16 protein-coding genes are annotated in these 16720 nt (G+C 62.1%); 10 read left to right on the forward strand and 6 right to left on the reverse strand.

Going from position 1 to position 16720, the window contains the following annotated elements:
• Positions 1-127: 127 nt before the first annotated feature.
• Complete coding sequence (locus E3O57_RS05620) at positions 128-1306, reverse strand: ROK family transcriptional regulator (RefSeq protein WP_103461482.1); 1179 nt, start codon at positions 1304-1306, stop codon at positions 128-130.
• A 1113-nt stretch (positions 1307-2419) separates the two neighbouring features.
• Here E3O57_RS05620 and E3O57_RS19220 point away from each other — a divergent pair.
• Positions 2420-2794, forward strand: coding sequence for an ANTAR domain-containing protein (locus E3O57_RS19220; RefSeq protein WP_165787937.1), 375 nt, complete (start codon positions 2420-2422; stop codon positions 2792-2794).
• Here E3O57_RS19220 and E3O57_RS05630 read toward each other — a convergent pair.
• Positions 2742-3440 (reverse strand): TetR/AcrR family transcriptional regulator, encoded by a 699-nt coding sequence (locus tag E3O57_RS05630; protein ID WP_103461484.1) that lies wholly within the window; start codon positions 3438-3440, stop codon positions 2742-2744. The two genes, E3O57_RS19220 and E3O57_RS05630, sit on opposite strands and share 53 nt — an antisense overlap.
• Before the next feature lie 102 nt (positions 3441-3542).
• On the opposite strand from E3O57_RS05630, the gene E3O57_RS05635 reads away from it, so the two are divergent.
• From E3O57_RS05635 to E3O57_RS05660, 6 genes are all read left to right on the forward strand, one after another.
• Positions 3543-5198 carry an ABC transporter substrate-binding protein gene (locus tag E3O57_RS05635; protein WP_103461485.1) on the forward strand — a complete coding sequence of 552 codons (1656 nt, stop codon included), beginning with the start codon at positions 3543-3545 and terminating at the stop codon, positions 5196-5198.
• A gap of 74 nt (positions 5199-5272) precedes the next feature.
• Positions 5273-6097, forward strand: coding sequence for an ABC transporter ATP-binding protein (locus E3O57_RS05640; RefSeq protein ID WP_103461486.1), 825 nt, complete (start codon positions 5273-5275; stop codon positions 6095-6097).
• Entirely contained in the window at positions 6094-6906 is an 813-nt protein-coding gene (locus tag E3O57_RS05645) for an ABC transporter ATP-binding protein (protein WP_103479332.1), read from the forward strand. The genes E3O57_RS05640 and E3O57_RS05645 overlap by 4 nt, the downstream gene beginning before the upstream one ends.
• Complete coding sequence (locus E3O57_RS05650; protein WP_103461488.1) at positions 6903-7898, forward strand: ABC transporter permease; 996 nt, start codon at positions 6903-6905, stop codon at positions 7896-7898. The genes E3O57_RS05645 and E3O57_RS05650 overlap by 4 nt, the downstream gene beginning before the upstream one ends.
• A gap of 1 nt (position 7899) precedes the next feature.
• The gene (locus E3O57_RS05655) at positions 7900-8961 is read left to right on the forward strand and encodes an ABC transporter permease (RefSeq protein ID WP_103479333.1); all 1062 of its coding nucleotides are present in this window, start codon (positions 7900-7902) and stop codon (positions 8959-8961) included.
• Positions 8958-11219, forward strand: a complete 2262-nt coding sequence (locus E3O57_RS05660; protein WP_103479334.1) for a glycoside hydrolase family 3 N-terminal domain-containing protein — start codon at positions 8958-8960, stop codon at positions 11217-11219. Before E3O57_RS05655 ends, E3O57_RS05660 begins: the two co-directional genes overlap by 4 nt.
• Before the next feature lie 264 nt (positions 11220-11483).
• On the opposite strand, the gene E3O57_RS05665 is transcribed toward E3O57_RS05660, so the two are convergent.
• Positions 11484-12197, reverse strand: coding sequence for a GAF and ANTAR domain-containing protein (locus E3O57_RS05665; RefSeq protein ID WP_103479335.1), 714 nt, complete (start codon positions 12195-12197; stop codon positions 11484-11486).
• Between the two features lie 308 nt (positions 12198-12505).
• Between E3O57_RS05665 and E3O57_RS05670 the strand changes: the two genes are divergently transcribed.
• From E3O57_RS05670 to E3O57_RS05680, 3 genes are all read left to right on the forward strand, one after another.
• Positions 12506-12751: a hypothetical protein gene (locus tag E3O57_RS05670; protein WP_103479336.1), complete on the forward strand. Its 246-nt coding sequence runs from the start codon at positions 12506-12508 to the stop codon at positions 12749-12751.
• A gap of 408 nt (positions 12752-13159) precedes the next feature.
• Positions 13160-13753, forward strand: a complete 594-nt coding sequence (locus E3O57_RS05675; RefSeq protein WP_103479337.1) for an RNA polymerase sigma factor — start codon at positions 13160-13162, stop codon at positions 13751-13753.
• Positions 13750-14496, forward strand: coding sequence for a hypothetical protein (locus E3O57_RS05680; RefSeq protein WP_103479338.1), 747 nt, complete (start codon positions 13750-13752; stop codon positions 14494-14496). Before E3O57_RS05675 ends, E3O57_RS05680 begins: the two co-directional genes overlap by 4 nt.
• Positions 14497-14673: 177 nt before the next feature.
• Here E3O57_RS05680 and E3O57_RS05685 read toward each other — a convergent pair whose 3' ends face one another.
• The 3 genes from E3O57_RS05685 to E3O57_RS05695 form a co-directional block, all read right to left on the reverse strand.
• Positions 14674-15102: a GNAT family N-acetyltransferase gene (locus E3O57_RS05685; RefSeq protein WP_103479339.1), complete on the reverse strand. Its 429-nt coding sequence runs from the start codon at positions 15100-15102 to the stop codon at positions 14674-14676.
• Positions 15103-15280: 178 nt separating this feature from the next.
• Positions 15281-15781, reverse strand: coding sequence for a GNAT family N-acetyltransferase (locus E3O57_RS05690; protein ID WP_241990314.1), 501 nt, complete (start codon positions 15779-15781; stop codon positions 15281-15283).
• A gap of 254 nt (positions 15782-16035) precedes the next feature.
• Positions 16036-16656: an AbiV family abortive infection protein gene (locus E3O57_RS05695; RefSeq protein ID WP_103479340.1), complete on the reverse strand. Its 621-nt coding sequence runs from the start codon at positions 16654-16656 to the stop codon at positions 16036-16038.
• Between the last annotated feature and the right edge of the window lie 64 nt (positions 16657-16720).

Below are 16720 nucleotides of genomic sequence, written 5' to 3' on the forward strand. Positions count from 1 at the left end.
GGTGCGCGCTGTGAGCCGTCTCCACGTCTGACCTCCTCGTCTAACTGGGCCGGCTTGGCGACCCTGGTCTGACGGTAGACCTCCAATCCCTTATCGTCAACTTGTTAACGCAAGAATTTGGCAACGATCAGCTAACGGCGGTTTTGATCCCCGCTTGCTGCAGCACGAGAGCCGCCCCGCCGAGGGCTTCGGCCCGCTCCCCCAAGGATGACATCACCAGATCGGTGGTCTCCATGATCATCGGCACGGCGTAGCGCTTGAGCGCGCTGCGGATCGGACCGAGCAGCATTTCACCCAACCCCGTCAGCGGCCCGCCCACGATGATGGTGTGCGGGTTGATGAGGTTGGTGATCGCCGCTATCGATCGACCGACGGCCAGGCCGGCCTCTTCGACCACGCGGATAGCCCGCTCGTCGCCCTCGAGGGCCATCCGCACGATATCCCGGGTGCGAACCGGACGGTCGAGGGTGCGTGAGAGCAGTTCGATCATGATCGTGGTGGACGCCACGGTCTCAAGGCAACCACGGTTTCCGCAGCGGCACAGCAGTCCATGTTCGTAAATGGGAGTGTGACCGATTTCCCCGGTCAGCCCGATATTTCCGGAGTAGGGCACGCCATTGAGGATGAGCCCGGCACCGATTCCGGTGCCCACCTTGACGAAGACGACGGTGGGGGTTCCGGCGTGCGAGCCCCAGGTGACCTCGGCGAGCACGCCAAGGTTCGCATCGTTCTCCAGGTACACCGGCAGTTCGAAGATCTCCTCGACCATGCCCACCGTCACGCCCACCCATTCGGGCAGGATAGCGCCGTCGACCACGGTCCCGGTGCGCCGGTCGATGGGACCGGGCACGCCGACGCCGACGCCGAGCACCGACGAACGCGGCACCCTCGCGTGGTTCAGGGTCGAGGTGAGCAGGTTGGCCGCAATGTCGAGCGCTTCGGCGGCCGTATACCCGGCCGGGATCTCGACCTCTTTTTCGGCGATCACCCGGTAGTCGAGCGTGGCCACGATGATGCGTACGTGGCGGCGCCCGAAATCGATGCCCACCGAGACCGCGCCGTCGGTCGATGACAGGCTCACCAGTTGTGCGCGCCGTCCTGAGCTGGTTGTCGGCGAGGTCGCGACCAGACCGAGCTCAACGAGCACCTTGACAATGTTTGAGACTGTCGCGGTAGAAAGACCGGTGGTGCGCGCAATATCGGCCTGCGTCGTTGGCCCTCCGGACACCGTGGAGAGAATTCGTCGCTGGTTGGAGAGCCTCAGGGCGCTCTGCGACCCTGGCTTGCTTCGTTCGCGCACCGGCATGTATTCAAGAGTGGCGCAAAGCAATCACGCCGTCAACAATTGAATACAAACAAGCGGTCCAACGAAGCCGTGTCCACGAAGCCACTGGCGCGAGCTGAGCGGCACCCATTCGCCGACCGGATCCGCCTGCCGGTACGGGAAACCGGATCGACCCCAACCTGTGGCGACCTCTGATCATGAACATCCGGCGCTTCTACGGCCTCGGCCCGGAAGTTCACCAATCTCGCCTCGCTGATACAAGCCCATGGGGCGGAGAAGGTTAGGGGATATTGGCAGGCGGATCGGTCTGATTCGCTGGACCCAAGTGGGCGAGGCTTGCGTGCCGGAGATGGTGGCGGGCGTCGTTGTCAAACACGCGGACGGGGTCTGGCACCTCGGTTCGAGTGGCGAGACTCGTGCACTGAATGAGTCCGACTGGTCTATGTACGAGCCCAAACGCACCCCGTTCGCCTGGGGTGCCATGGGGCAGGCCGCACCCGACGATAGATAAGTCCGGTAGGGGATCCCCTCGCGGACGGCTACTCCTCCCCTGAAAAGTGCTGCTTGCGGCCATTCAGCGCCAGGAGAATCTCGTCTTGGGCATCGATCAACGCATTCTTGCGGAACCTGATTTGCGTTCATCCTGCAATATTGGAGCAACGATGCGAATTCTCGCCGCAGCGGCGCATGTAAGCATTCGACCATCTCCAGCACTATTTTCCCGCCCGCTCGGACCTCCTGCAGGCCGTGCTACAGCGCGTGCTTCACCGATCCTTGGCGTGAATGCGGGAAACCACCGGGATTGACCTGGCGCCGGCAGCAATGGCCCGTGTCACACAATGCCAGTATCAGGCTCGACGCCGCCATCATGCAGCAGCAAACCGATCCCACCGTCGTGCGCCTGTACGTGGAAATATGGGCGATGGCCGCTTAGGGCGAGGAGATCGCCGCGGTGCTCCGGGAGTTCTACAGCGAGTAGGCATCTGCTCAACTTGGGGCCGTGAAGATGTTCAGCATCCACGTGGGTGACCTGGCCCCCACCGATGTCGCTGCCGCACAGGCCTTGGCCGACGTTGGCACCATTGGGCTACTGCAGGAGCGAGGAGCAGAGAGAAGGGACTCATCGCGGCACAGTTGCAACACGCCCTTGACTCCCGAATTCTGATCGAGCACGCGAAGGGCGTTGTAGTAGAAAGCGCTGAGCCAGCCATGGACGAAGTATTCGTGGCTTTGCGGAAACATGCGCGCCACCACAGGCTCACGCTCATCACCGTGGCCACCGCGGTTATCGACCGCAGCATCGGGCCGAAAGGCGAAGCCGGCTCACACGTCAGAATCCTGCACGGCGAAATGGTTGTGTCCCTGATGACGACAAGAATTGGCTCATGGGCATACTCCGCCGTAGGGTCTAACGGACCTCGCGCGGCTTGCATCGGCCATCTCGATCGCCGGGCAATTAGCCTCGAGAATATTGGGACAGCTCCGGTCCCGGATGAAGCACCGCGTTGACGACGGCACGGATGGCGAACTCACTGGCCTCGGCGAGTTCGATCTCCTGCGGGTGCAGGAGCCATTGCAGTTGCAACCCGTCCATTACGGCGAGAATGCTGGCTGAGGCAGGACCAATCATCGCAGTCTCCGTGACGCCCTCCTGCAAGCACAACACTTGAAAGGCGTCGGCGACTTGGCCTCGTAGCGTCGAATACCGACTCTCGAAGTAGGGGCGTGCCGGGTGATCATCAGTGACGGACTCGGCCGAAAGTACTGTGTAGACCTGCACCACACCAGCGCGGCGCGAGTTCACGAGGGCCGTGCGCACCAGGTGCAAGAACAGGTCCGGCCCTCCTGGGATGTGCTGCTCGTCGAGATCGGCGACGTCTGTGTGGTCGCGGTAGGTGAGCATCTCAAGCAGCAAATTTTGCTTGGACCCGAAGTGATGAAGCACTCCGGCGTGGGTTAGATCCACCTGGTCGGCTATGTCGGCAAGGGTGCCGTTCGCGTAGCCCTTGTTGCCGAAGATGTCGATGGCAGCGTCGAGGATCCTCTTGCGCTTACGCAGCGTCGCTGGGCGAGTGCGCGGCGAGATGCTCTGGACATCGTGTGTCACGGTGCCCCCTTCAGCGGCGACGATGAAGTCTGAATTGTTACTTGTCATTATTACCTACCTGTTGGTAGCCTACGCAGAAGATCACTTACCAGCAAGTAAGTAATTGCGAAGAGCGCACCGATGACGGTGCTGTATCACAAAGGAGAAGCAATGAGGCTTAGAACAACCTTTATCGGCGCTGGACTGGTGGCGGCTCTCGCCCTCACCGGCTGCACCGGAGGCGCCGCCCCCAGCCCACAGCCTGAGGCCGGGGCAGCACTGACCATCGCGAAGCCAGACGGCGCCATCGCCACGGAGTCGAATAACCCCTGGGTCGGTGATTCGTCCGCGAACAAGCTTGGCTATAAAAACGTCATCTTTGAACCCCTCGCCATGGTGAACCTCGTCGGCGAGAACGAGACCACCCCCTGGCTGGCAGAAAAAGTCGAATGGAATGACGACTACACCCAGCTCACCGTTACCCCGCGCACCGGGGTGACCTGGAGCGACGGTGAGGAGTTCACCGCCGATGACATCGTCTTCTCCTTCAACCTAATCCGAAACACTCCCGCGCTGGACACGGGCAACTTGCAGCTGACTGACGTTGTGAAGGACGGCGAGAACGTGGTCCTCACCTTCGCTGAGTCGAAGTTCGTCAAGCAGGCGCAGGTGTTGCACATCCCGATGGTCCCTGAGCACGTTTGGGCCGACATCGCCGACCCCACTACGGAGACCAACCCCGAACCCGTCGGTACCGGTCCGTACACGCTGGACAGCTTCAGCAGCCAGTCAGTCACGTTGCAGGCCCGTGACGACTACTGGGGCGGCGAGCTCGCCGTGCCGACTCTGTACTACGTCTCGTACAACGACAACACGGCGCTGACCACAGCACTCGCGAAGGGCGATGCCGACTGGGCGCAGGCGTTCATCCCCAACGTGCAGAGCGCGTTTGTAGACAAGGACCCTGAGCACAACAAATTCTGGGCCGCGAACGTCATGGCGCCCGACGTCCTCTTCCTCAACCACCAGCAGAAGCCGTTCAACGATCTCGCCTTCCGCCAGGCGGTCAACATCGTCATCGACCGTGCTGCGCACACCGAGATCGCCCGAGAGAAGGCCGGCCCCGAACTATCGTCGGTTACCGGCCTGCCGACTCCCGTCGGCGAGCAGTACATCGCTCCCGAGTACCAGGGCGAAGAACTCGCCATGGATGTCGAGGCCGCTCGCGAGATTCTCACCGACGCGGGATACACCTGGGCCAAGGACGCCCTGATCGACCCCGATGGCGAGCCTGTTTCGTTCACCCTCGAGGTCCCGCAGGGCTGGAACGACTACGTCACCGGCATTAGCCTCATCGCCGACCAGGTCACGAAGACCCTCGGCGCCGACGCGAAGGTGAACACGCCGGACGCCGACACGTGGTGGGCGAACAAGCGCTCGGGAAACTTCGACGCCATCATGCACTGGACCGACAGCGGCACGACGCCGTACGACCTCTACTCCGACACAATGGACGGACGCTGGTTGCTGACGGGCGAGAACGTGGACTACAACTTCGGTCGATACGACAACCCGCGTGCCACCGAGCTGCTGAACACGTACGCGACCGCGGCAACCGACGAGGAGCGCACCGCAGCGCTTGAAGAGATCCAGAAGGTGTTCGTCGAGGACGTGCCTGTAATCCCAGTCGGCACTCACCCGGTGCTGGGTGAGTACAACACGCGCAATTACGTGGGCTGGCCAAGTGAGGAGGATCAGTACGCGACAGCTGACCCTGTACAGGTCACCGTCCCGCTGATCCTCACGAAGCTGACACCGGCCGAGTAGTTCGAATCGAAGGAGGGGCGGATGCGACAGCATCCGACCCTCCTGCGCCGACCCTCACGAAAGCGACGAAACCCATGCCAGACCCCCTGCTCAGCGTGCACGACTTCTCCATCGTGTACGACGTCGATCCGCCCGTCGAGGCAGTGAAGAACGTCACCCTCGAACTGCAGCGCGGCGAGATCCTCGGACTCGCCGGCGAGAGTGGATGCGGCAAGACCACCCTTGCCTACGGCCTGCAGCGCCTGTTGCGTGCACCCGCGGTTATCACCAGCGGAAGCGTTACCTTCCACGACGCCTCCGGTGTTGACATCGATGTCAACGCGCTCGACATCGAAGAGATGCGACGCTTCCGTTGGGACAAAATCTCTATGGTGTTCCAGGGGGCGATGAACGCGCTCAACCCTGTCACCACGATCGGCGCACAACTCGACGACGTGTTCCAGGTTCACCGTCCCGACCTCAACCGGCGCGAACGCCGCGCCGCGTGCGAGGAGCTGCTCGAGCTCGTCGCCGTGGGGCGCGAGCGCATCCGTTCCTATCCGCACGAGCTCTCCGGCGGCATGCGCCAACGCGTGATGATCGCGATGGCGCTCGCTCTGCGCCCTCAGCTCATGGTCATGGACGAGCCGACCACGGCACTGGATGTACTCGTGCAGCGCGAAATCCTGCGCCAGATCTCGCAGCTGCGCCACGAGTTCGGCTTCTCGGTGATCTTCATCACCCACGACCTCCCTCTGCTGCTGGAGATCAGCGACCGCATCGCGGTAATGCGCAACGGAGAGATCATCGAACTCGCACCCGCGCGCGAGCTCTGGGAGCAACCGCAACATGAGTACACCAAGACGCTGCTGGCGTCGTTTCCCCGCCTAACCGGCGAGAGGGGAGTGTTGGTCCGATGACCACACTCGAGTTTGTGAACGTTTCCAAACGCTACCGGGTGCGCGGAGCACCGTCGATGCTCGCCCTCGACGACGTCAGTTTCACCCTGCACGACCGCGAGACCATTGCCCTGGTCGGCCAGTCCGGCAGCGGCAAGTCGACCATCGCGAAGATCCTGACCCAGCTGGAGACACCGACCAGCGGCGAGGTTCTGTTGAACGGCAAGCCGATCCCGCGCCACGGACGAGGCCTCCGCAGCTACCGCCAGACGTTGCGGATGATCTTCCAGGATCCCTTCGCTTCGCTTAACCCCTACCACTCAATCCGCTACCACATCGAACGCCCACTGCGGCTGGACAACGTCGTCCCCAAAGCCGAAACCGAGAGAGAGGTCAGACGTCTCCTGGAGCGGGTACGCCTGGACGCGGATTCGGTCATCGACCGCCGCCCGCACGAGCTTTCCGGCGGACAACGCCAACGAGTCGCGATCGCCCGAGCGCTTGCGTCCCGGCCGTCGCTGCTCGTGGCCGATGAACCGGTGTCGATGCTGGACGTGTCGATCCGCCTCGGTGTGCTGAACCTTCTCGCCGACCTGCAGAGAGAAGAGGGCCTGGGTGTGCTCTACATCACCCACGACCTCGCCACCGCGCGGCACTTCAGCGACCAGATTATGGTGCTGCACCACGGTCGCGTGGTCGAGCACGGTTCAGCCGACGACGTTATCCTGAGCCCCCAGCACGAATACACCCGGGAGCTCCGATCGGCGTCGCCCGACCCGGAGAAGCACTTCGCGACGACATCGGCCCACCCCCAGGGCGGTGTCGCATGAAGATCCCAGTCCGCTTCATCGCCAGCCGTTCCGCGTTCTACCTGTTCACGGCGTTCGCGGCGATCACCATCAATTTCTTCCTGCCGCGCATGATGGCGGGTGACCCCGTCACCGCGTACATGCAGCGGAACGCCGGGCAGATCACCCCGGAAGCCGAGCGGTCGCTGCGCATCCTCTTTGGCCTCGACCAGGACAGCAGCGTCTGGGAGCAGTACTCGGACTACTGGCAACTGTTGTTCAGCGGCGACCTCGGACGCTCCTTCTCCAACGGCCTCGCCCCCGTCGGTGACGTCATCTCCTCAGCTCTGCCATGGACGCTCGGGCTTGTCGGGATCGCCACGATCGTGTCATTCGTGCTCGGCACCGCAACTGGCGCCCTGATCGGCTGGCGTCGGGGCAGCAAAGCAGATGTGATCGTGCCGATCTCGACCTTTTTCAGCACGGTGCCGTACTTCTGGCTCGGACTGATCGCGATCGCGGTCTTCTCGTCCACCCTCGGTTGGTTTCCCGCCTCGCACGCTTACGACAAAGGCTCGTCGCCCGAGTTCACGGCCGACTTCATTGGCCAAGTTATCGCCCACGGCGCATTGCCGGCGATCACGATCGTCATCGCGTCGCTCGGAGGATGGATCCTCGGCATGCGCAACATGATGCTTACCGTGCTCGACGAGGACTACATCACCGTGGCACAGGCTAAGGGCATGCCGAACCGTCGCGTGCTCTGGAACTATGCAGCCCGCAATGCGATGCTGCCGCAGCTGTCCAGCTTCGCGCTATCCATCGGATTTATCGTCGGCGGCACGATTGTGATGGAGATGGTGTTCTCTTATCCCGGCATCGGCAAGCTGCTGCTGGACGCGACCACTGCGAAGGACTACCCGCTAATGCAAGGCGTGTTCCTCATCATCACGATGGCGGTGCTGTGCGCGAACATCCTCGCAGACGTCGCCTACGCCATCCTCGATCCCCGCACACGCCAGACGGAGGCCTGAGATGACAACCCCGCTAAACCTCACCGGACCGGCAAGCGCCGGCAGCCCCGAAACGGCGACATTGCGTTCGCCGGCAGCGAGCATTCCGCCCAAGGAAAAGACGTTCCTGTCGCAGCTCGCGTCGTCGTTCGCAATGTTCCGCAACCCAAAGTCGCTGACTGGACTCGTCATCCTGGGCGTCTTCGTCGCGGTTGCGCTCCTCGGCGACGTCCTCGCTCCGTACGGCGCGCTGGAGAAGGACTTCACGGCGCTACGTCAGGCACCGTCCTGGGCCCACCTGCTCGGCACGACGCACATGGGGGAGGACATCCTTAGCCAAATTATCTACGGCACCCGCGGTGTGCTCATCGTTGGGTTCCTGGCCGGTATCATCGGCACGGCGATCGCCGTGGTCATGGGCGTCGTCGCCGGGTACACCCGGGGCTGGCGCAGCGAGTCGCTGTCCGCGATCACGAACGTGTTCCTCGTCATACCAGGGCTGCCGCTGATCATTATTGTCGCGTCCCAGTTCGAGAACCCACCGCTCATCCTCATCGCCGCCGTGCTGGCGGCAACCGGCTGGGCCTGGGGCGCCCGCGTCCTTCGGGCGCAGACGATGTCGCTGCGCAACCGCGACTTCATCCAGGCCGCTCGCGCGAACGGTGAGCCGCTGCATCGCATCATCCTCGTGGAGATGCTGCCGAACCTCATGGCGATCATCGCCTCGAGCTTCGTCGGCACCGTCACTGCAGCGGTGCTGGGCCTCACCACTCTCGCCTTCATCGGCGTGATCCCCATCACCAACCTGAACTGGGGAACGATCCTGTTCTGGGCTCAGCAGAACGGCGCCTTCCCGGACTTCTGGTGGTGGTACATCCCGGCTGGACTCTGCATCGCCATCCTCGGCGTCGCACTGTCACTGATCAACTTCGGCATCGATGAGTACGTCAACCCACGCCTGCGTTCGGCAGGCGAGCGTGCCCGGGCGATGAAAAAGAAGGGTCTCGACATCAACGAGACGATGACCATCGTGCGCACCATGACCAAGACTTCGACACCGAGTAAGCAAGAGGGCCCGAAATGACCATCTCCGAAACATTCACCGCTTCCCGCCTTTACCAGGATCCCGCACGCGCGATCCCCGAACGCGTCGCCGACCTCCTCGCACGCATGTCGCTGGAGGAGAAAGTGGGGCAGATGCTCCAACTCGACGCCCGTCAGGGCCTCGACGACCACGTGCTTACGAAGTATGTCGGATCGGTACTGCACACCTCGCCGGAGCTGATCGTGCGTGCGAACGAACTCGCCGCCGACACGCGGCTGCGCATACCGCTGCTTGTCGCTGAGGACTGCATCCACGGTCACTCGTTCTGGGAGGGCGCGACGATCTACCCGACGCAGCTGGGTATGGCGGCGTCCTGGAACGCCGACCTCCTGGAGCGGGTCGCCCGGGCGACAGCGATCGAGGTGGCTGCCACGGGCGTGCACTGGACCTTCTCACCCGTGCTGTGCATCGCTCGCGACCTGCGCTGGGGGCGGGTGAACGAGACTTTCGGCGAGGATCCGTTTCTCATCGGCGAGCTGGCCTCGGCGATGGTGCGGGGCTATCAGGGACACGGTCTGGCCGACCCGACGGCGATCCTCGCAACCGCCAAGCACTTCGCCGGGTACTCAGAGACGCAGGGAGGGCGTGATGCCAGCGAGGCAGACATCTCTCGTCGCAAGCTCCGCTCGTGGTTCCTGCCGCCGTTCGAGCGGGTGGCCAAGGCGGGCTGCCGGTCCTTCATGCTCGGCTACCAAAGCATGGACGGCGTGCCCATCACCATTAACGACTGGCTTCTGAGCAAGGTCCTCCGGGGCGAATGGGGCTATACCGGCACCCTCATCACCGACTGGGACAATGTCGGCCGGATGGTCTGGGAACAGCGTGTGCAGCCCGACTATGCGCACGCGGCCGCCGCTGCCGTGCGGGCCGGCAACGACATGATCATGACGACCCCCCAGTTCTTCCAAGGCGCGCTGGATGCCGTCGACCAGGGTCTCCTCGACCCGAACGCGTTCGACCCGGCTGTCGCCCGGATCCTCACCCTCAAGTTCGAGCTCGGATTGTTCGAGAACCCCCGGTTGCCGCGCGCTGACCTGGACGAGATCGTCGGTAACGCCGCACACGCTCAGCTAAACCTGGAGGTGGCTCGACGATCGATTGTGTTGCTGGAAAACGACGGAGTGCTGCCGTTGTCGGCTGCTCGCCCGACCCGGGTCGCCGTTGTGGGGCCGCTGGCCGACGATGCTCAGACTCAGCTGGGCGACTGGGCCGGTGGATCGGGTCAGGTCGGTTGGCTCGCCGGGCAGCCGCGCGAAATGATCACCACCGTGCTCGACGGAATCCGGCGGATCGCGCCCGATGACTGGGCAGTCACCTATGCGCGCGGCGCCGACATCCTTACTCTGCAGCCGGATCCCATCGGCGCGACATTCCCGGATGGACAGCCCCGCCCGCCGCACGTCCTGGCGTGCGACCCCGACCCGAAACTTATCGCCGAGGCCGTCTCCGCGGCGAACCAGGCGGATGTCGTGGTGGTCGTCGTCGGCGACAGGATCGAACTCGTCGGTGAGGGGCGGTCGACGGCGACGCTCGAGCTCATGGGTGGACAGAACGCCCTTCTAGACGCGCTAATCGCGACGGGGAAGCGGGTGGTCGTCGTGCTGCTCGCCTCCAAACCGCTCGTGCTGCCAATCTCCGTTCAGCGGGCCGCAGCTGTGCTTTGGACGGCGAATCCGGGCATGCAGGGCGGGCGCGCACTCGCCGAGATTCTCCTCGGTGAGGTACAACCGTCCGGGCGCCTGCCGATCTCCTTTGTGCGGCACGTCGGGCAGCAGCCGGCGTACTACAACCAGATCCGCGGCCAGCACGGCGACCGCTACGCCGACCTCACCCAGTCACCCGCCTGGGCCTTCGGTGAAGGGCAGAGCTACACCACCGTCCAGTACGAGGACCTCGTACTGGAGGCGACGGCGCTGACAGCATCCGAGACGATCGTGGCGCACATCACGGTGCGCAACACCGGCGCCCGCCCGGCACTGGAGACAGTGCAGGTGTACGTGCGGGATGTCGTCACCTCGGTGAGCTGGACCGATAAGGAACTCAAGGCCTTCCGTCAGGTCGAGTTGGTACCCGGCGAGACCGTTCGCGTGCGGTTGGAATTGCACGTCGCCGAGTGCACCATCGTGGATGCCAAAGAACGACGAGTCGTGGAACCGGGCGAGTTCGAGCTTTTGGTCGGTCCGTCGTCACGAGACACCGCGTTGCTCGGGGCGGGGTTTACGGTGACAGAAGATTAGCGGGCGGGGCAGCCAATGAAGTCGCCCACTCGAGTGCACCGACTACCACCGGTGGCCTTGACCCTCGAGAGTGGACACGGGTAAGGGCCATACGGACGGGCCTATCGGTCGGCCCGCGCCCACGTCAGCCCACGCGTTTTGCTCAACCGGGGGGGGTGGCCGCTGAGCGATCCCCTGTCCGACTGACGTGCCGGCCGCAAGGCAAGCAGCCCTGGACTTCTAATCCATGCGAGGGCGTTCAAGCGGACGTCTCAATCGCTCCACCTAAAACGAGAGCCCGTGATGCACGACACCATCAGCGATGTCGTGCAGCTTTGAACTACTTGTGCGCGCGTAGGTGCGGAGCAAGGAGAAGGCGGCATCAATGGGCACCCCGTGGCGCTGCGCCAAAACACTCTTAGCTTGCTCGATGAGTATCCTGCTCTTCAGCGCTTGCTGTAATTGACCGTTCACCGTGCCTTGATTGCGAATGGCTTGATGCTGAACGAGGCTGATCGTTGCCACCTGAGCCAAGGCCAGCGCCAAGGCTGCGTCCTGGATACTGAACGGTTCGCGGGTGGAACTAAAGAGGTTAAGGCTCCCGAACGTGTCACCGCGCAAGCGCAATGGGAAAGAATGCGCAGCATCGAATCCCCGCTCCCGGGCAATCGCAACAAACTGAGGCCACCGTCCGGATACTTCGGAGAGATTAGAAATCTCTACAGGTTCCCCGGAAGCGAAGCAGTCCAGACACGGGCCTTGATCGTGACCAAGCTGGGCCTCTTCGACCTCGCTCGTACGCTCGTTTGAAGACGCCATAATGTGAAGAACTCCACCGCTGTCGGCTAGAAGAATTCCGGCGTCTGTCGCCGCGGTGAATTCGGTGCTGGCCTGGACGAGGATGTCCATGGTGTCGACGACGTCGCGGCCCGCACTTAGTGAGTCGGCGAGGAGCACAAAAACGTCTGCAAGATCAACTTCGCGTTGTGAGAACACCATGCACCCAGAGAATTGACCGCGATCACACCGACCGTAATGGGGTTGCACACCGTCATGGTTGTCCGATAAGGGCTCCTCTACTAGCCACTCCCCCAGCCCGGCAACACACCCAGAATGAGGGGACCGCTACGCGTCCGGTACGTGTAGTCAGCGTCTTGTAACCCGTGGGTTGCGAGGCGTCTCGCCCACCCGGTCGAAGGCTGATCAAATGATGGCTTGATGCGCGATGGGGATCTGTTGCGTCGCGTGATCGCCGAGTTAGTACCACGGTGCAGCGTGTTCATCGACGGCATCTCGTTAGTTGCCAGATGACCGAATATCGTGCCGTTTTCGACGCAGAGATCATCTTCTCGAACGAGGGCGGTCTTCAGGCCCAGTCGTTTCGTGACGACGTGCCCGGCCCTGATGTGAGCCAAGAAGAAATCGCCCGCCTGTTCGTCACTTCGCTCGATCTGCTCATGACCGAAAGTACCGTTGTGGATAACGTCCGGATTATCGAGGAGGCACACAAGGGCACGAGGGGTGGTCCCGGTGACCCGCGACGCCGCGTCTGATCTATTGAGGCTAGCCAGATTCACCGTAGTGATGCCGCGCTTCTGAGGTCGAGATGCCTCTACGTCGCAGACCTCCTGGGTGAACGGTAATTACTCATTTTTGGTTATGAGGCACCCAGGAACGCCCAGACGAAGCAGCTCATCGACGCATTCGTAGGCGGCCCCGAGGCCTGTGCGACAGGGGATCGTCTACCGGCCACTTCCCCGCCTCGGCAACACGCCCTGTAACTTTCGGCGCTATGTGGCGACGTTCTGTGATCGCTATTTGGCGCATCGACCTGGTTGCCGGCGGGGAGTCATCGGCTTGTATCCCATGGTTTACGAGACAGTGGTACTGCCCAATAGGTGAGTGCACCTTCAAATTCTTGGCTTCTGTAACCTTTTCGATCCTGCCGGACAATACAGGGCATGGGAAACAACGATCGCGATGATGGCGAGCTGTGGGCGCGCAGCCTCGCGGGTGAGGGCGAGGCCTTCGGTGTGCTTTACGATCGCCACCGCGACCGGGTCTTCCGACATGCCTACGGATTGTCGGGAAACCGGCATGACGCCGAAGACATCCTTTCGGCAGCCTTTTTTGAGTTGTGGCGCCGCCGCAGCAAAGTGAGATTGGTAGAGAACACTGTTCTCCCGTGGCTATTGGTCACGACCACTAACGTCGCCCGCAATAGCAGGCGGGCAGCGTTTCGCTACTCCAAGCTTCTTCTTTCCCTCCCCAGGGGCGAAGCCGTCCATATCGATAAGAGCCAGGCCTCCTTTGCGGAGGACGCCGCCGACATGCATGCGGCGCTTGCACTCAGGAGTTTGAACCCAACAGACATGCGCCTCCTCAGTTTGGTCGTCTTCGAGGAGCATTCTCTCGCTGCAGCCGCGGCCATCCTCCACATCACACGTGGGGCGGCGAAGACTCGGATGCATCGGGCACGTCGGCGAATGAGAGCAGCAATCACCGAAGGGGCCAGTTCCAACTCTGGCGCGATAGCGGAAGGAAATTTGTCATGAATCAACTTCACGTCGATAACACGTTTAGCGACGCGCTCAGGGCGAAGCTTGTGAACCACGTCCAGTCGACCGCTCCTGCCCAACGACGCAGGCAGACACTGCTGTGGTCGGCGGCCGGGGTTGTTGTCGGCGCGGGTCTCCTCGGGGGCGTGGCGGCCGCAGCGGGCGGCCTGCTCATCCTGCCCGGAAGCCAGCCAGTCACCCACGAAGACTTCGCACAGTCGTCCTACCATGTCAGCGATACCCTCAAGGCTTTCGGCAGTCTCACCGCCGACTACGACCCGTTTAATTCCCCGCAGGAGCTGGCCGCGGCCAGCCAAGTCATCGTAGAAGGAACGGTCGTGGGGCTACAGAAGGGACGAACGACCATGGTATTCGACTCCGTTGTCCTCGTCTTGCTCCCCAACGACGTAGTCACAGGAGAGCTCGCAGCTGGCAATGACGGCAACGTTTACGTCGAGCTCAACGGGGCGGGCAGTCCGGATCCCTTGTACTACGCAAAAGCCTTGCCTTCTGGAGCCAAGGTTGTTGCCTACATGGTTCCCGCCGGGGACGGCACGCTCGAAGAAGGGAACGACGTCGCTATCGACAACCCGAAAGCCGGGCGCCCCGAAGGACAAGCGTTGTTCCTCGCGAACGGTCCACAAGGGTATTGCAAGTCGAAGGCCACGACGTCGTCTGGCCCCTCCTCGGCGCGCATGCGCCCGGGAACATTGCCGACACCCTTCCGGGAGGAAGCTTGATCGCGGGATAGGCGTCTTCCTCATGCGACGTAAATCGACTGTGAAGTGTCTCGTAACCTACGTGCCTCATATCGCATGGGTTTCGAGATGCATCGGTTAAGAGACACATGGAGATGACTGAAATTCAAATCAGAGTTTCGTCGTACGTCGCCTCTACGCCCATGCAGAACTGATGAACTACGAGTTCGGCTGATCGAGGCGCTCCATCCAGGCCCCGGTGAGGGCCAGTGGGGCGAACCCGAACTTTGCGTATAAACCATGTGCGTCGTCAGTGGAGAGTGCGATACGGCGCAACCCGAGAGGGCGGCAGTGGTCGACAATTCCGGCAATCAGCATCGCTCCAATGCCTCGGCCGCGAACCCCCGGGTCTACGAAAACATCGCAGAGCCATGCGAATGTCACTCCATCCGTAACCATCCGCGCGTAGGCGATCTGCTTTTTCGAAGCACTGTCGTAGACACCGAAGTTGCGTGAGCCTTCTATCGCGGCGTCCTGCCGGGATCGAGAGCGCCCGGGCGCCCAATATGACTGCTCACTGATCGATTGATGAACCCATTCTCGGTCGATCTCCGCGACGTCCCCTGAAAAGCGATACTGAGCATCCATGGCCTCATCTAACTGGTGAGACGAGGGATCTGCTGCCTAACTAGCCGATGTCCTGAAAACGTGCGTACAAGCGGACGGTCAAAAACATGAGCCGCATGCGATCAGAACACTCTGCGGCATGCTCTGCGGCTCGGCTTGAATACGCCTGGCTAGTCACTTCTCCCGCGACAGTACTTCGTCAGTGAGCCAGATCCTCAAGCTGGCGTGACCACGCGACCTCTTGGTGTAGTTGCCCAGTCCCCGTGAATAGTCGAACCTGATGGGTTTGCGCAAGGACCGCCGCCATTTCGTACCGGTCTGCAGACTCGAAGCCGAGCTTCTGCCAGAACGGGCCTGACCGGCGCGAGAACAGCCACGCTTGACTGGCACCGCAGCGAGCAGCATCTGACATAGCGAACATCGCAAGTCGTGACCCTGCACCGGCCGCGCGACGCCCGGGAGTGACGGCGACGCTACGAATTAGGACGTGCGCGCCATCTGGACTCAACTCGTAGCCGGTGCTGCCAACAATCGAGCCGTCCGGATCCCGCTCGGTCCAGAGCCTCACAGAGGGGGCGTCGAGACCGGACAGAGTCAGATCCACTTCGCCAAGAAAGTCGCGAAGCTCATCGATGTCAGTCGCTACTACCTGTTTCATCAGCACACGCCCATTCTCGTGGACATCGCCCTGACCGGTCATCCCCGATCCCCGACTTGGTACAGAACTGTCGGAGTGCTTCAAAAGGCGCCCACAAACGGTGGTTGATCACGTGCGGGGATTTTGGGGCCCTCGCGTCATCAGAAGCGGTCTCCTGCGTCTCGTATCCCATGGGTTACGCGACAACTGGGTTATGAGACACCGGCTAGAACGCCCGACTGCGTCGGTATTCGCGAGGCGCGGAACAAATCGAGTTGCACTCGTGAGGGAGAGACAACTTACCTTCGTATTGGGATTCAGCCGTCCGAGCCCTTAGCCAAGACCGGCTCTAACATGACCTCGATGTGTCGGGTCGGGGATCGCGGCGTGCTGCTGACGCTGGCTCCAAGCTGGTCCTCGGCGCAAAACCAATGGATCATGTCAGCAACCCGGTATATGTCGAATCTTAGGAAAGGCCGGTCGATCTCGTGAGGGACGGTGAACGAACCGTCTGGTTTCATATCGACGTAGAAGGCCTTCTTCTTGGCGTCGTTGTCCTCCTGAGCGAGAGACGCAAGATAGGTACGCAGCGCATCGGGGGCATGTTCCCTCGCGATTTCGATGTCCACGGAATCCGAGAAGCCGGGGACGTCGACCATCGCGGTCAAGAAGTCATTCGCCTGTATATGCTTCGCGACGTGATCTACCCCCAGCTTGCGCAGCTCGGGCACCTCGTGTTGCGTCTCTTCACTGTCTTTCCACGCGTCCCAGAACGCCTTATAAACCCAGACCGCTTTACCCACTTCTTCCTGAGCAAGAACAACCAATGCTTGGGCACGCTGTGACGGAAAGAGTGCGTCCGCGTCGACGATGAGCCGCGCTGCATTCTCCAGGAGCGCAAGCCAGAATACTCGGGCAGCTGCAGGCGTTAGCATCATCACCTTGCCAGACTAGATGGGTGGTCCTCGCCGGGCGCGTGCGCTGGGTCTCATACCGGATTAG

Source organism: Cryobacterium sp. TMN-39-2 (assembly GCF_004402745.1).
In the GTDB taxonomy this organism is placed as follows: Bacteria; Actinomycetota; Actinomycetes; order Actinomycetales; family Microbacteriaceae; genus Cryobacterium; species Cryobacterium zongtaii.